15 protein-coding genes are annotated in these 15,956 nt (G+C 60.0%); 5 read left to right on the plus strand and 10 right to left on the minus strand.

Translation table 11 applies throughout. The features are described from left to right. Window positions 1–53: 53 nt before the first annotated feature. Both cobO and ACQZ5K_RS11515 read left to right on the plus strand, forming a co-directional pair. Entirely contained in the window at window positions 54–671 is a 618-nt protein-coding gene (cobO, locus tag ACQZ5K_RS11510; RefSeq protein ID WP_448740414.1) for a cob(I)yrinic acid a,c-diamide adenosyltransferase, read from the plus strand. A 1-nt stretch (window position 672) separates the two neighbouring features. Then, entirely contained in the window at window positions 673–2,130 is a 1,458-nt protein-coding gene (locus ACQZ5K_RS11515; RefSeq protein WP_448740415.1) for a cobyric acid synthase, read from the plus strand. Here the strand turns inward: ACQZ5K_RS11515 and cbiB are convergent. Next, window positions 2,117–3,082, minus strand: a complete 966-nt coding sequence (gene cbiB, locus ACQZ5K_RS11520) for an adenosylcobinamide-phosphate synthase CbiB (protein ID WP_448740416.1) — start codon at window positions 3,080–3,082, stop codon at window positions 2,117–2,119. The genes ACQZ5K_RS11515 and cbiB overlap by 14 nt on opposite strands. Here cbiB and cobD point away from each other — a divergent pair. Next, the gene (gene cobD, locus ACQZ5K_RS11525) at window positions 3,081–4,127 is read left to right on the plus strand and encodes a threonine-phosphate decarboxylase CobD (RefSeq protein ID WP_448740417.1); all 1,047 of its coding nucleotides are present in this window, start codon (window positions 3,081–3,083) and stop codon (window positions 4,125–4,127) included. The genes cbiB and cobD overlap by 2 nt on opposite strands. Here the strand turns inward: cobD and ACQZ5K_RS11530 are convergent. The 9 genes from ACQZ5K_RS11530 to ACQZ5K_RS11570 all read right to left on the minus strand — a co-directional run bounded on the left by ACQZ5K_RS11530 (window position 4,109) and on the right by ACQZ5K_RS11570 (window position 13,427). After that, window positions 4,109–5,386 (minus strand): L-fuconate dehydratase, encoded by a 1,278-nt coding sequence (locus ACQZ5K_RS11530; RefSeq protein WP_448740418.1) that lies wholly within the window; start codon window positions 5,384–5,386, stop codon window positions 4,109–4,111. The two genes, cobD and ACQZ5K_RS11530, sit on opposite strands and share 19 nt — an antisense overlap. Before the next feature lie 36 nt (window positions 5,387–5,422). Then, the gene (locus tag ACQZ5K_RS11535; RefSeq protein WP_080815456.1) at window positions 5,423–5,752 is read right to left on the minus strand and encodes an L-rhamnose mutarotase; all 330 of its coding nucleotides are present in this window, start codon (window positions 5,750–5,752) and stop codon (window positions 5,423–5,425) included. Between the two features lie 11 nt (window positions 5,753–5,763). After that, entirely contained in the window at window positions 5,764–6,897 is a 1,134-nt protein-coding gene (locus ACQZ5K_RS11540) for a mannitol dehydrogenase family protein (RefSeq protein WP_448740419.1), read from the minus strand. Next, on the minus strand, window positions 6,894–7,904 hold the full coding sequence (locus tag ACQZ5K_RS11545) for a zinc-binding alcohol dehydrogenase family protein (RefSeq protein ID WP_448740420.1): 1,011 nt from the start codon (window positions 7,902–7,904) through the stop codon (window positions 6,894–6,896). Before ACQZ5K_RS11545 ends, ACQZ5K_RS11540 begins: the two co-directional genes overlap by 4 nt. 3 nt (window positions 7,905–7,907) lie before the next feature. After that, window positions 7,908–8,729, minus strand: coding sequence for an amidohydrolase family protein (locus tag ACQZ5K_RS11550; RefSeq protein WP_448740421.1), 822 nt, complete (start codon window positions 8,727–8,729; stop codon window positions 7,908–7,910). A 4-nt stretch (window positions 8,730–8,733) separates the two neighbouring features. After that, window positions 8,734–9,747: an aldo/keto reductase gene (locus tag ACQZ5K_RS11555; protein WP_448740422.1), complete on the minus strand. Its 1,014-nt coding sequence runs from the start codon at window positions 9,745–9,747 to the stop codon at window positions 8,734–8,736. Between the two features lie 65 nt (window positions 9,748–9,812). Next, a complete protein-coding gene (locus ACQZ5K_RS11560) occupies window positions 9,813–10,754 on the minus strand; it encodes an ABC transporter substrate-binding protein (RefSeq protein WP_003520222.1) in 942 nt (313 codons plus the stop codon). Window positions 10,755–10,830: 76 nt separating this feature from the next. Next, complete coding sequence (locus ACQZ5K_RS11565; protein ID WP_080815444.1) at window positions 10,831–11,853, minus strand: ABC transporter permease; 1,023 nt, start codon at window positions 11,851–11,853, stop codon at window positions 10,831–10,833. An 8-nt stretch (window positions 11,854–11,861) separates the two neighbouring features. Then, window positions 11,862–13,427: a sugar ABC transporter ATP-binding protein gene (locus ACQZ5K_RS11570; RefSeq protein WP_448740423.1), complete on the minus strand. Its 1,566-nt coding sequence runs from the start codon at window positions 13,425–13,427 to the stop codon at window positions 11,862–11,864. 253 nt (window positions 13,428–13,680) lie between these two features. Between ACQZ5K_RS11570 and ACQZ5K_RS11575 the strand changes: the two genes are divergently transcribed. Beyond that, window positions 13,681–14,373: a FadR/GntR family transcriptional regulator gene (locus ACQZ5K_RS11575; protein ID WP_020809848.1), complete on the plus strand. Its 693-nt coding sequence runs from the start codon at window positions 13,681–13,683 to the stop codon at window positions 14,371–14,373. Window positions 14,374–14,415: 42 nt separating this feature from the next. Then, entirely contained in the window at window positions 14,416–15,948 is a 1,533-nt protein-coding gene (locus ACQZ5K_RS11580; protein ID WP_003520218.1) for a UxaA family hydrolase, read from the plus strand. Window positions 15,949–15,956: the final 8 nt, after the last annotated feature.

A 15,956-nucleotide genomic window follows, 5' to 3' on the forward strand; every position in this document is an offset into this window, starting at 1 on the left:
TCCGAATGGCGGGGGCATCGGGTCCCGCGCCGCTGGATGAAAAGGAAAACGCGATGACACGCGACATCAGCGACAGCGAAGCCGAACGTCACCGGCAGAAAATGGTCAATCGCAAGACGGTGCAGGACGCCGAGGTTGCGGAAAAGACCATCGAAAAAGGTCTGCTGATGATCAATACCGGTCCCGGCAAGGGCAAATCCACCGCCGCTTTCGGCCTTGCCCTGCGCATGCTCGGCACCGGGCGGCGGGTGGGCGTCGTTCAATTCATCAAGGGTGCATGGTCGACGGGAGAACAGCAGGCGCTGACTTTGTTTGGCGACAGGGTCGTGTGGCGCACCATGGGCGAGGGGTTCACCTGGGACACGCAGGATTTGAAACGCGACGTCGCGGCGGCGGCAAAGGCCTGGGAAGAAGCCAAGGTCCTGATGGCGGATGAGACCATCGGCCTGCTGATCCTCGATGAGCTGAACATCGCGCTCCGCTACGATTACCTGCCGCTGGAAGAGGTGGTCGAAACGCTTTCCAGCCGCAGGCCCGATCTGCATGTCGTCGTTACCGGCCGCAACGCCAAGCAACCTCTCATCGACGCGGCCGATATGGTGACGGAAATGACCCTCGTGAAACATCACTTCAAGGCGGGCGTAAAGGCGCAGGCAGGGATAGAATTCTGATATGGCTGCACGCGTGCTGATGTTTCAGGGAACCGGCTCGGATGTCGGCAAATCGCTGATGGTGGCCGGCCTTGCCCGTGCCTTCGTCAGGCGCGGCCTGTCCGTCATGCCGTTCAAACCGCAGAACATGTCGAACAATGCGGCGGTCACCGCCGATGGCGGCGAGATTGGCCGCGCGCAGGCGCTGCAGGCTCGGGCGGCGGGCGTACCGCTTTCCGTGCATATGAACCCGGTGCTCCTGAAGCCACAGAGCGAGACCGGCGCACAGGTGGTGGTGCAGGGCAAGATCGCCGGCAATGCCAAAGCGGCCGATTATCAGCAGATGAAGGCCGGGCTGATGCCGCGTGTGCTGGAAAGCTTCGACCGCCTGAAACAACAGGCCGATCTGGTGCTGGTGGAAGGGGCCGGCAGCGCCTCGGAAATCAACCTGCGTGCCAATGACATCGCCAATATGGGTTTTGCCAGAGCTGCGGACGCGCCTGTGATCCTGATCGGCGATATCGACCGGGGCGGCGTCATCGCCAGCCTCGTCGGCACCAAAGCCGTGCTCGAAGCTGAAGACGCGGCGATGATCGAAGGTTTCATCGTCAATCGCTTTCGCGGCGATCCGGCCCTGTTTTCGGACGGCATGCGGATAATTGCTGAAAAAACCGGCTGGGCCTCCATCGGGCTTCTGCCGCATTTTGCCGACGCCGCACAATTGCCTGCAGAGGATGCTCTCGGGCTTTCCGGCCCCGCTGAGCGGAAACCTGACGCGAAAATCCGTATCGCCGTGCCGATCCTGCCGCATATTTCCAATTTCGATGATCTCGATCCACTGGACATGGAACCGGATATCGAACTGATCCGCGTGCGGGCGGGCGAAACCATTCCAGCCGATTGCCGGCTGATCCTGCTGTGTGGCTCAAAATCCACTATCGCCGACCTCGCCGTTCTGAAAAATGCCGGTCTGGACATTGATATCAAGGCACATGTGAGACGCGGCGGCCATGTTCTGGGCCTCTGCGGCGGATACCAGATGCTTGGAAAAACCGTTGCCGATCCTGACGGCATCGAAGGACCGCCGGCGACGGTCGAGGGAATGGGCCTGCTGGATGTCGACACGGTTCTGACAGGCGACAAGCGGCTGATTTCCGTTCACGGCACAAGTTTCGACGGAATTGATTTATCCGGCTATGAAATGCATGTCGGCGAAACCACGAGCGGAACCGACAGCCTGCCGTTTTCGAAAATCGATGGGCATGAAGACGGCGCTGTGTCGCCTGACGGCCGCATCTTCGGCACCTATATTCACGGCCTGTTTTCGGACGACCGCCAACGCGGCGCGTGGCTTGAGCGGCTTGGCGGACAGAACACGGAACTGAACTACGATGCGCAGGTGGACGCCGTTCTTGATCGCCTCGCGGCGCATATGGAACAGCACCTCGATCTCGACCGTCTGCTTGCTATAGCGCGATAAGGATCGCCAGAAGTCCCAGCAGGCCGATCAACAACAGGTCGGCAACCCGTGTGAGCCGCAGTGCCCTGCGAATATCGCCGGCGACCAGCGCCGCCCTGCCGCCTTCGCCCATGAAACGCGCCTCGATCATCTGTCCGCCATAGGAGCGCGGCCCTGCGAGCGCAAAGCCGAGAGCGCCGGCCAGCGCCGCCTCCGGCCAGCCGGCATTGGGGGAACGATGATGATGGGCATCGCGACGTATCGCGGCCATGGCCCCGCTAGGTGATGCGCCCTTAACAAAAAACGCCGCGATAACGAAAAGACCGCCGCTCAGCCGGGAGGCCGGCAGATTGACCAGATCGTCCAGCCGGGCGGAGGCCCAGCCGAAAGCCTCATGGCGGGGTGAGCGATGGCCGATCATGCTGTCGGCCGTATTGATCGCCTTGTAAACCGCACCGCCCGGCAGGCCCAGAAGACCGAGCCAGAAGGCGGGCGCGACGATGCCGTCGGAAAAATTCTCGGCCAGACTTTCGATGGCCGCCCGGCAGATCGCCGCCTCGTCCAGCTTTTGCGGATCGCGCCCGACGATCATCGACACCGCCTTGCGGCCGCCTTCCACACCCTCGCGCTCCAGCGCAGTGGCGACAGCCTCCACATGCTGTTCGAGACTTTTCTGCGCCGGCAACGAAGCGCCAAGCACGGCGACCAGCAAAAGGCCGAAGGGCAGGAAGAGGAGAACGGACTGCACTAACCATGCAACAAGCAGCGTCAGCCCGACGAAAACGACGAGAGCCGCCACGCCGGCCCCCTTGCGCTGTGAAAATGACGCACTCTGCCGGTTCCATTTTTTATCCAGCAGCGCGATAAGCGAACCGATCCAGGTGACGGGGTGGCCGATGCGTTTGAACAGCCAGTCCGGATAGCCGGTCAGACGTTCGATCACGAGCGACAGGAAAGCGAGAGCAAAAAACATGGTCGAAACAGTACCAGAAAAGGCGAAGGCTGCGATCCGTCACGGCGGCAATCTCGGCAGGGCGCGTCTGATGTTTCCTGAAGCGCCGGAACCATGGATCGACCTTTCGACCGGGATCAATCCGCACTCCTACCCGCATTCGCCGATCCCTGCCAGCGCATTCGCGCGCCTGCCGGAACCGGACGCCGCCGAAGAATTGAAACATCTGGCCGCAACCCATTTCGGTGCGCCCTCCGCCCGGCATGTGGCGCTTTCTCCCGGCACCCAGATGCTGATGCCATTGCTGGCCCAGATCGCTATCGCCCGCGGGGCCAAGAGCGGCGCCGTGCTTTCACCCGCCTACGCGGAACATGCCCGGACCGCACACTTGGCCGGACTGGCTGTGACCGAGGTGGTAAACATCAACGCGCTGTCGGCTCATGACTATGCCGTGGTGGTCAATCCCAATAATCCCGATGGCCGCATCACGGATCGCGCCGCATTGTTGTCGCTGGCCGAAGCCATGCGCCGCAAGGGTGGTCTGTTCGTCGTGGACGAAGCCTTCATCGAGACGGGGCTTGCCGAAAGCCTCGCAAATGCCGCCGATCAGAATGCGCTGGTGGTCCTGCGCTCCTTCGGCAAGTTTTACGGCATGGCGGGCGTTCGGCTGGGTTTCGCGATTGCGCATCCGGATATCGCTGCTGAACTGGAGGCAAGGCTCGGCCCCTGGGCGGTTTCCGGCCCGGCGCTGCATATCGCGATGCAGGCTCTGGCGGACGGGGAATGGCAATCATCCATGCGTCTGCACCTTGCCGAAGATGCCCGGCGCATGAATGCCATGCTGGAGAAAGCGGGACTGGCAATTGCCGGCGGCACATCGCTGTTTACTCTGGTGCGGGCTCCCCGCGCCGCAGACCTGTTCAGCCATCTTGGCCGGCACGGCATTCTGGTCCGCATTTTTGATGAAAGGCCGAACGACATGCGTTTCGGCCTTCCCGGTAGCGAAACGGAGTGGCAGCGGCTCAAGGAGGCGCTGTCATCCTTTGACTATTCCTCGAAAGTGTAGGTCTCAATCGACTCCGGCTTCATTTCGATGGAGAAGCCCGGCAGTTTCGGCGGCATGTAAGCGGCATTTCTGATATCGCAGGGTTCGATGAAGTGCTCATGCAGGTGGTCGACATATTCGATCACGCGGCCTTCCTTCGTGCCCGACACCACCAGATAGTCGATCATCGACAGATGCTGCACATATTCGCAAAGGCCGACGCCGCCGGCATGCGGCCAAACCGGCAGATTGTATTTGGCGGCGATCAGCAGCACCGCCAGCACCTCGTTCAAACCACCCATGCGGCAGCTGTCGATCTGCACCACATCGATGGCGCCCTCGGCGATGAACTGCTTGAACATGATGCGGTTCTGGCACATTTCACCGGTCGCCACCTTAACGGACCCGATGGCCGCACGGATCTTGCGATGACCGGCAATGTCGTCCGGGCTGGTCGGCTCCTCGATGAAGAATGGCTTGGCGAAGGCGAGCTTCTTCACCCAGTCGATTGCCTGATCCACTTCCCATACCTGGTTGGCATCGATCATGAGGTAACGGTCAGGACCGATCACCTCGCGGGCAATCGTGAGACGGCGAATGTCGTCTTCCAGATCGCGGCCGACCTTCATCTTTACATGGTTGAATCCGGCGTCGATGGCTTCCTGGCAAAGACGGCGCAGCTTGGCATCGTCATAACCGAGCCAGCCGGCCGAGGTCGTGTAGCAGGCATAACCTTCGCTCTTCAGCGTCTCGATACGTTCCTTCTTGCCGCTTTCGGCTTTTTTGAGGATCGCAAGCGCATCGTCCCGGGTCAGCACGTCAGTCAGATAACGATAGTCGACGATATCGGCGATTTCTTCCGGGCTCATATCGGCAACGAGCTGCCAGACCGGCTTGCCCGCCTTCTTGGCCAACAGATCCCATATGGCATTGACGACGGCGCCGGTGGCGAGATGCATCGCGCCCTTGTCCGGCCCGATCCAGCGCAGCTGGCTGTCGCTTGTCAGATGCCGCCAATATTTGCCGGGGTTCTCGGTAACGGTGGCAAGATCGGTGCCGACGACCAGATGCCGCATCGCTTCGATGGCCATGCAGCAAATGTCGTTACCACGGCCGATGGTGAAGGTCAGCCCGTGGCCTTTGAGACCAGGCTCATCGGTATCGAGAATGACATAAGCCGCCGAATAATCCGGGTCGGGGTTCATCGCATCCGAACCGTCGAGGCTCTGGGAGGTCGGAAAACGCAGGTCGAAAACACGCAGATCAGTAATTTGGGTCATGGCCGTTCACTCGTGGTCAGTGTCAAAGGATATCGTTCAATCGTGGTGGAAGGTTTCTTCCATCATTGCCCACCACTCGCCTTCCTTCCGGCTTTCGAGCGGTTGCTGGCAGGGAATGGTGAAGGACCACCATTCCTGGTTCTTGGGGCTTGCGGCCATCTTCGCCATGTCGGCGCTGATATCGCTGCCGTGATATTCCCAGTAGCCGAAGAGCAGATTTTCCGGCTCGCGCAGGAAGATCGTGTAGTTGCGGATATTGCAGTCGCTGATGAGCGCCAGAATTTCAGGCCACACAGTCGCATGCAGCCTTTTATACTCCGCGATCATCTCCGGTTTGACGCCTATGACCATGCCCATGCGCTGCATGAAAAACTCCGTTATTGCTTGATGGTGGCGAGCGCAGCGCGCAGCTTCGACTGCGGCAGATCCAAACCCAGACGTTCTGCCGCCGCAATGACCGGGGCAAAGCGGCGGCGCTTCTTTTCGTCGTGGTTGCCGGCGATATCGGAGAGCCGATGCGCCAGAAAGGGGTTGCGCAAACGCTCCCGCAGCACGCCAATATAGGCCTGCGCATCATCCCCCATACCTTCGGCGGCAAAGACCGGCAGAACCTCGTCCCGCCAAAGCGTCTCAAGATCCGCAACGAGAGCATCGTCGGCCATTGCCTGACGCACCGTCTCGTCCTTCGCACGCGCATCCTGCAACCAGCGTTCCGCCAGATAGGAATGGCCGAGATTGAGCAGGAAAAGCTTCAGCTTTTCATAGTGATCGAGATCGTCGGTCAGCACCACCGCAGGATGCGTGCAGGGAAGGACAAGCCCGTCCTGCTTCTCTATCGCCCATAGCGCATAGGGTTCCGCCACCGCACCCACCGGGTCGATAGGCTCGGAGACAATGCGATCCACCAGACTATTGGCGAAACGGCACTTCTCATTCAGATAAAAGGCAAAACCTGCTGGCAATCGCCATTCATCGGCAAGCCGGCGAATGACCTGTTTCAGCTTTTCGCCATTGCGCGGCACGAGTTCGCAGGGGAAGATGGACACAGGCGCTTCCGGATTGCGCTGAAAACGCTCCAGCAGCAGCATGCAGAGTTTCGCCGGAAAGCTTTTCGGTACGATCATGAAATCGCCAGCAAGCCCGGCACTATCAGCCGAATCCAGCTCATAACCGCGGTCGCCCGTATTGGACAGAATAACCTCGGCCTCGCAGGCAAGGCGGCGCACTTCGGCCCAGTCGGTCGCAGCCGTCAATGCCCGCGCGACAGCCCCGCCCTGAATTTCCTCATCCACTTCCTGCCCATCGCGGATGCCGCGAATACGCACGGGGTAGGGTGCCCCGCTGTTCAGCGCCGCAACACGCTTCAGGCTCTCCGCATTGCCGGTCGTCTGGACAATCGCGATGCGCCCGAGAGCCTCGCCCTTATCCAGCGCCTGCGAAACAAAGAGATCCGCATGCGCCAGAAGAAAGCGGCTGGTGCCGAATTGCAGGATGGGCGTATCGGGCGTCATGCGACCTCCACCATGCCCTTGATAACTCCGGCCTTCGGATCGGTCAGGCCAGCGAATCTGGATGGCACATCGGCAAGCGTCATGCGATGGGTGATCAGCGCTTCCGGTACCTTGCCTTCCCGCAGCGCCTGCAGGACGCGCTCGAAATCCTGAGGCGTGGCATTGCGGCTGCCGAGCAGCGTCGTCTCCCGCTTGTGGAATTCCGGATCGTTGAAGCTGATATCACTGGCAACGATGGAGACCAGCACATAGGAACCGCCATGGCCGACAAAGGAAAAGCCGCGCTCCATGGCTTTCGGATTGCCGGTCGCATCGAAGACCGCATCGAAAAAATCGCCGCCGGAGATGTCGGAGAGGCGATCCCTGTCGCCCTCGCCGAGCGCCACCGTGTGTGCGACGCCGAGATGCTCCCTGCAGAAATCCAGCCGGTCGGTGCGGCCGTCGATCATCGTTACTTCGCCGCCATCGAGAACTGCGAAAACCGCAACCGCCATGCCAATCGGGCCGGCGCCGACGATCAGAACCTTCTGCCCCTTCTCGACTGCGCCACGGCGCACCGCATGCGCACCGATAGCCAGAAATTCGGTCATCGCCGCCTGATCGAGACTCAGCCCCTCCGCCTTCAGCACGAATTGCTGCGGCACGCTCAGATATTCGACCATGCCGCCATCGCGATGAACGCCCAGCACACCGATATTGCGGCAGCAATTGCTCTTGCCCTTCAGGCAGGCGCTGCATTTGCCGCAAGAAATATAGGGAATGACGGTGACCACATCGCCGGCGGACAGATGGCTGCCTTGCGGCGCCTCTTCCACCGTGCCGGAAAGCTCATGGCCCATGATACGCGGATAGGAAAGATAAGGCTGGTTGCCGGTGAAGATGTGCAGATCCGTGCCGCAAACCCCAATGCGCCGAATACGCACCAGCACTTCACCTTCGCCACGCACTGGCTTTGGCAGTTCCTTGGAGACGAGTTGACCGGGGGTTTCGCAGAAAATCGCCAGCATGCATCACCTGTGGGAAAGGGAATAAAAACGAACGGCGTTACCGCCAAAGACTACCGCATGGTCCTCTGCCGGCACGATATCGCGACAGAAATCCAGCCATGCCTGATAATCGCCCGCCAGCCGCAACACCGGCCAGTCACTGCCAAAAATCACGCGGTTGCCGCCAAAGAGTTCCAGAATGGTCTCGGCGTAAGGCCGTACCGCTTCCGGGCGCTGCTCACCGCGCTCGGTCAGCAGACCTGAGAGCTTGCAATGGACATTCGGGAGAGCCGCCAGAGCGGCCATATCCTTGCGCCAGCCGCTGTAGTGACCGGTAGCAATCAGCGGCTTTGCGCCATGGTCGATGACGACAGGCAATTGCGGATGACGGCGGGCAAAGGCGAGGAGATGCGGCAGATTGGGCGGCAGGACCAGCGCATCGAACGCCAGACCGTGCTTTACCAGCGCCGCTACAGCGGGATCGAGTGCCGGATCATCGATCCACGCGACATCCTCCATGCCCTGCAACATCGGGCGGACACCCTTGAACGCCCAATGTTTTGCCCGACGGGCGATTTCACTCGCTGCATCGGCGGATTTCATATCCACCCAGCCGACCACGCCCTTGATGAAATCGGTCTTTTCCGCCAGTTCCAGCATGAAATCCGTGTCGGCCGCCGTCTCCATCGTCTGAACCAGCACGGTGCCGGAAACTCCGGCAGGGGCCAGCAAAGGCGACAGGTCGGCGGGGAGAAAATCCCGGTAGATGGCGGCGAGCGACGGCGGCGGCCACTGCCCGGCGCGATCCTTCATCAGCCAGAAATGCTGGTGGGCGTCGATGAGCATCGCCTCAGGCCTTCCCGCCGGGCACCGGCGAACCTTCGGCAATCAGGCCGCGCCTGTGCAGTTCGGACCAGAATTCATCCGGGATCGACTGTTCGAACCACTCGATATTGGAGGCGAGCTGCTGCGCATTGCGCGCACCTGAGACGACCGTGACCGATGCCGGATGGGCGAGCGGAAACTGCAGCGCGGCCGCCTGCAGCGATACGCCGAGTTCCTCGCAAACACCCTGCAGCGCATCGACACGCGTGAGAATATCGGCAGGCGCGTCGGCATAATTGAATTTGCGGTTGCCGGCCAGAATGCCGGAATTGAATGCACCGGCGACAACGATGGCGACACCGCTTTCGGCGCAACGGTTCATGAAAGCAAGGCTCTGCTGCTCCAGCAGCGTATAGCGGCCGGCGAGCATGGCGACGTCGATATCGAAGACATCCATGGCGTCGCTGACGATTTCCCACTCATTGACGCCGAGGCCGACGGCCCCCGTCGATCCTTCCTCGCGCAGCTTGCCAAGCGCGCGGAAGCCACCGCCGGTGGTCAGCTGCTCCCAGTAATGCCGGTGCTTTTCGCCATGGGTGAAGGAGCCGATATCATGCACATAAAGAATATCCGGCTTCAGAACACCGAGCCGTTGCTGGCTTGCCTCGAAGGAACGCAGGATACCGTCATAGGAATAATCATAGACCGGGCGGAACGGCAGGGGCGCTATATAGGCATCCTCCTCCGGACCGACGGTCTCGTCAGGCACCATCACACGGCCGACCTTGGTGCTGAGCGTATATTCGCCCCGGTCATACTCCGTCACCATGGTGCCAAGGCGGCGCTCCGACCGCGTATAGCCGTAAAACGGCGCGGTATCGAAATAACGCATGCCGCTTTCCCATGCCTTGTCGAACGCACCCTTGGACTCTTCATAGGGCGTGACGCGGTAGAGATTGCCCATCTGGGCGCAACCGAGGCCCATGACGGTGACGTCAACGGCGCGGCGCGGCAATTTACGTGTATCGGAGACTTTCATCGCAGGGACTTTCCAGCTTGTCTTTGGAAAGACGCGCCGCCGCAAAGCGGCGCGTCATCACGCAATCAGTAAAGAACGTTCTTGGCTTCGGGCTTTTCGATATTGTCCTTGGTGACAACAACGACGCCGGTGTCGACGAACTTCTCGACCTTTTCCTTGCCGATGAGCTTGGAAATGGTCTCTACGCCCTTTTCACCCATCTGATAGGAACCCTGAACCACGATACCGGCCAGCGTGCCATCCTTGACGAAGCCCTGAAGGTCCTGATTGCCGTCGAAGCCGATGGCGACGACCTTGCCAGCCTTGCCGCTCTGGGCGAGCGCGCGGCCAACGCCGATTGCCGTCGGCTCATTGGCGCCAAAAATGCCTTTGAGATCAGAATTGGCGGCCAGAACGTCGGTCGTCTGGTTCAGCGCGGTCGCCATCTGCGACTGCGAATAGAACGGGCCAACGATCTTCAGGTTGGAATTCATCTGGATGTAGTCGGTGAAACCGCCGACACGGCCGATTTCAGAACCGGCACCGGCGACATAGGACATGACGGCGATCTTGCCTTCCTTGCCCACCTTGTCGATCAACGCCTGCGCTGCCAGTTCGCCGGCTTTCTTGTTATCGGTCGCCAGAAACGACTGGTAATATTGCTCCGAGCCCTTTGCGAGCTGCGAGTCGATCAGAACCACCGGAATACGGGCTTCCCAGGCCTTCTTGACGGCAGGCACCAGCGCGTCCGGATCGGAAGGTGCCAGAACAATGCCCGCGACCTTACGGTTGATGGCGTTTTCGACCATGTTGACCTGGTCGGCAATGGCGGACTCGGCAGCCGGACCCTGGAAGGTCATGGTGTTGCCGGAAGAGTTCTTCATCGCCGCGTCAGCGCCCTTCTGGACGTTCTGCCAGAAGGTGGAGTTGACGGTCTTGACGATAACGGCGATTTCACCGGCCTGCACGGTGGAAACGCTCCACAGCGCAATTGCGGATGTCAGAAGGGCAGTCGCAATTTTCTTCATTTCTTCCTCCGTGATGTCGGCATACCGGGCCTCCCCTTGCCGATCTTTTTTGCGGAAAGGGTCCGCAGGCCCTTGATCAGCGGCGGTTGCGCAACTGGTCGATCCAGACGGTGACCAGAATGACGAGGCCGATGATGATCTGTTGTGTGAAGGCGGAGACGCCATTCATGTTGAGACCGTTGCGCAGGATGCCGATGACGAAAGCGCCGATGGCCGTGCCGGAAATCGTGCCCACGCCGCCGATCAGCGATGTGCCGCCAATAACGGCGCTGGCAATGGCGTCCAGCTCATACATCACACCCTCGTTCGGCTGGGCGGTGACGAGGCGAGACATCAGCACGCAGCCCGTCAACCCGGCGAGCGTGCCGGACAGGATGTAGGTAAAATTGGTAACGCGGGCGACATTGACACCGGAAAGGCGCGCGGCTTCGGCGTTGGAACCGACAGCGTAAATGTGACGGCCGAGGATCGAGCGATTGAGCATGAAGGAAACCGCAAGCGCAATCACCACCATCAGGATGACGGGGTAGGGGATGCCGGGAAACACCACATTCGGAAAGCCGTCATCGCCAATGTTAACGATGCGGAAGAGGGCGCCGTTGCCGAGTTCGCCGAAAGATTCGCCAAGGCCGGAGACGGCGCGCGCACCGGTGATCTGCAGCGCCACGCCGCGGGCGATCAGCATCATGCCGAGGGTAGCGATGAAGGGCGGCAGCTTGAAACGCGTGACCAGAAGACCATTGATGAGCCCGCAGAGCGACCCCGTCAGAATGCCGAGCAACATGCCGACCGGCACCGGCATGCCGAGTTCCTTCACCGCAAGGGCGGCGACGACGCCGGCAAGCGCAAGCACCGAACCGACGGAAAGATCGATGCCGCCGGTGATGATGACACACGTGGCCCCGATGCCGAGCAGGGCGATGGACGTGACCTGCAACGCAATCGTCATGCCGTTATTGACGGTGAAGAAGGCGCTGCTGGTGGCGGAAAAGACCGCGACAAGCGCAAAGAGGCTGCCAAGTGCGGCAAACTTCTGGATAATGTCCTTCTGGCGGTCGCTGACTGCGAAGCTCTTCTTGGTTTCTGCAATATTGGCCATGTCGTTCCTCACTGCGCGGTCCGGCCGTAACCGGACGCATACCGCATGATTTCTTCCTGATTGGTCTTGGCGGTTTCGAGTACGCCCGTAATCCGGCCCTGATGGAAAACGGCGATACGATCCGTCAGCCCCAGAATTTCCGGCAGTTCCGAACTGATGAGAATGACGCCGATGCCCTGCGCGGCGAGCTCGTCCATGATCTTGTAGATCGCGAATTTCGCGCCGACATCGATGCCGCGTGTCGGCTCGTCGAAAAACAGCACGCGAGATTGCCGGAACAACCATTTGCCGATGATGATTTTCTGCTGATTGCCGCCGGAAAGCAGCCGCACCGTCTGCCCGATCGAGGGAGTACGGATATTCAGGAGATCGACGTAGCGCTTTGCCACATCGTCATGTTTCTTGAAATCGATCAGCCCGAAACGGTTGGAAACCTCGCCGAGATTGGCAAGCGTCGTATTGGCCGCCACCGACATCTTGATGGCGAGGCCATCGCTTTTGCGGTCTTCCGAGAGATAGGCGATGCCCTCCTCGATGGCGTCCTGCGGCGAGCTGATCGAAAGCTCCCGCCCGCTGAAAACGATCCTGCCAGCATCGAGCGGATCTGCGCCGAAGATGGCCCGGGCGACTTCGGTGCGGCCAGCACCCATCAGCCCGGCAAAGCCAAGGATTTCGCCACGTCGCAGCGAAAAACCGACGTCGTGGAACACGCCGCTGCGTGTCAGGCCCTCGACGGAGAAAATAACATCTTCCGTGGGGCGCGATGTACGCTCGGGGAATTTGTCTTCCAGCGAACGCCCGACCATGCGCGTGACGATGTCATCAACGGTGATCGAAGCAAAATCGTCGGTCGAAATATAACGTCCATCGCGCAGAACCGTCACACGGTCGACGATTTCGGCCATTTCATCGAGACGGTGGGAAATATAAACGATCCCGACACCGGATGCCTTGAGATCGCGAATGACCTTGAACAGGAGCCGGGTTTCCTGCTCGGTCAGCGAAGAGGTCGGCTCATCCATGATGAGCACTTCAGCGTCAAGAGAAAGCGCCTTGGCGATTTCCACCATCTGACATTGGGCAACCGAAAGACCGCGGACGATCCGATCGGGGTCGATATCGACACCCAGCCGGTCGAGACAGCGCTTGGCATCGAGACGCAGCTTCTTGCGGTCGACGAGAAAACCGCGACGCGGTTCGCGCGCAAGATAGATGTTTTCGGCGACGGAAAGATGCGGAACGAGGTTCAGTTCCTGGTGGATGATGGCGATGCCGGCGGCTTCGGATTCCAGCGGCGATGCATATTGCACCTTCACACCTTTATGAAGGATGGTGCCGTCGCTCGGCTGATAGACGCCGCTGACGATCTTCATCAGCGTCGATTTTCCCGCGCCATTCTCGCCGCAGACGGCATGTACCTCGCCGGCGCGCAGATCGAAATGCACGTTCGACAGTGCTTTGACGCCGGGAAATTCCTTGCTGATGTTATCGAGGCGCAGGAGCACCGTGCGCTGTCCATGCGCCATCTGTTCAGGCGAAAAATCGCCCCGAATTGTCGATGCGCCCTGCGACATCTGGAAACCTCCCACCCGTATCCCGCTCCACCGGGGTCATGAACAGGCCAAATGGTTAGGCCGGTTTTTCCGAATGGTCAAGCCAATTAGGCCAAAATTTGCGAAGCCATACCGAAAACAGCGGCATTACATCACAAGACAATCGAAAATAAATAAGTAATTTCATATATTTAAGTAATTCCTTGCGTATTGATACGCTTGGCGTTACGGTAAGGCCAAATACGAATTGCAGACAGGACACGTCAAAAAACACATGAGTGGTCAGGCCAAAATAGCGGAACCGCGCAGGTTATATCAGCAGATTGCGGATCAGATACGCGAACTCATCGATATGGGTGAATTCCTGCCCGGCACGCGGCTTCCCGCTGAGCGGGAACTGGCACAGAAGCTCGGCGTATCGAGGCCTTCCTTGCGCGAGGCGCTGATTGCGCTTGAAATCGACAACACCGTCGAAATTCGCATGGGCTCCGGGGTTTATGTGTCGGCGGAAGCGCTGCAGACGACCCACCATACCAAATCGCTCGGTGACAGCCCCTCCGAACTGATGCAGGCGCGCGCCGCGCTGGAGGGGGCGACCATCGTGCTGGCGGCAAGCCGGATGACCGATGAGACAATCGCGACCCTCCGCCAGATACTCAATACCATGCAGCGGGAAATCGAGGCCGGCCGCAAGCCTCTGGATCAGGATCGGCTGTTTCACGTCACGATCGCCGAACAATCCGGTAACAGCGTTTTGGCACGAATGGTGGCGAACCTTTTCGATGAGCGCCACAGCCCCATTTCGGCCCAGCTTCGCGTGAAATTCGAAGACCGCGATACCTGGACCCATGCGCTTCAGGAACACGAGGCCATTCTGGCGGCGCTTGAACTGAAAGACCCGCTGCTGGCCCAGGCCGCCATGCATACCCATCTGGAAGGTTCGAAGAGACGCTGGGTCGAAAACTGATCTAGAAACATAGCAGGCAATATACCGGGAGGAGGAAAACCCGTGAGTGAGAATTCCGAGGCAACCATTTTGCTGAACGCCAACGACAATGTTGCGGTGGCACGTCGGTCCATTCCGGCCGGCGGCGCGACGGGCAGGGGCGATCTGGCGGCGCTCGAGCTGATCGGGCGCGGGCACAAGGTGGCCCTGAAGTTCATCAAATCGGGCGATGAGGTGCTGAAATACGGACAGGTCATCGGTATCGCCACCCAGGATATCGAGCCCGGCCGGCACGTGCACCTGCACAACCTCGCCATGGTACCTTCCGAACACGCGCATCAGTTCAGCGTCGATATCGAAGAAAAGGGCATGGTGCCGGAAGCCGAACGCCGAACGTTCAAGGGTTATGACCGCGGCCTCGGTGGGGTCGGAACACGAAACTATATCGGCGTCATCGCTTCGGTGAACTGTTCCGCCACGGTCTCGCGTTACATCGCGGATTATTTCAACAAGCAGGGTGGCCTTGATGGTTTCGACAATGTCGATGGCGTCGTAGCGCTGACCCATGGCGGCGGCTGTGCGCTGAATACGAAATCGGAAGGTTACCGCCTGCTGATCCGCACCATTCAGGGCTATGCCCGCCATCCGAATTTCGGCGGCATTCTGCTGATCGGCCTCGGTTGCGAGACCAACCAGATCGCGCCCATTCTCGAACATTACAAGATGGAAGAGGGTGAGCGGCTGCGCACCATGACGATCCAGCAGCATGGCGGCACCCGCAAGACGATCGATGCAGCGATTGCCGAGATCAAGGCCATGCTGCCGATGGTCAATGCCGCCCGCCGCACGGAGCAACCGCTTTCCAAGCTGAAGGTGGCGCTGGAATGCGGCGGTTCGGATGGTTATTCCGGCATTTCCGCCAACCCGGCTCTGGGTTATGCCTCCGACCTCATCGTCCGCAACGGTGGAACCACGGTCCTCTCGGAGACGCCGGAGATTTACGGCGCCGAACACCTGTTAACGAAGCGCGCCGTCACCCCTGCCGTCGCCGAGAAGCTGCTACAGCGTATCGACTGGTGGCGCGATTATACCGCCCGTAATGGCGACGAACTCAATAACAACCCCTCCCACGGCAACAAGCTTGGCGGCCTGACCACCATTCTGGAAAAATCGCTGGGCGCGGTCGCCAAGGGCGGCTCCATGCCCCTGAAGGCGGTTTATGAATTCGCCGAAACCGTGACGGAGCAGGGTTTCGTCTTCATGGATACGCCCGGCTATGACCCCGTTGCCGTCACCGGCCAGGTCGCCGGCGGCTGCAACGTCATCTGTTTCACCACCGGCCGCGGCTCGGTTTCGGGCTTCAAGCCGTCACCCTGCATCAAGATCGCCACCAATTCCGAAATGTATGAACACATGAAGGAAGACATGGATATCAATTGCGGCGAGATCGTCACCGGCGCTGAAACCATCGAAGAATCCGGCAAACGAATTTTCGAGCATATTCTGGCGGTGGCCTCCGGCGACAAGACCGTCAGCGAAATCTACGACTACGGCGATAATGAATTTGTGCCGTGGCAGGTTGGGGCCGTGACTTGAACCTGCGG

Source organism: Agrobacterium sp. 22-226-1 (assembly GCF_053522345.1).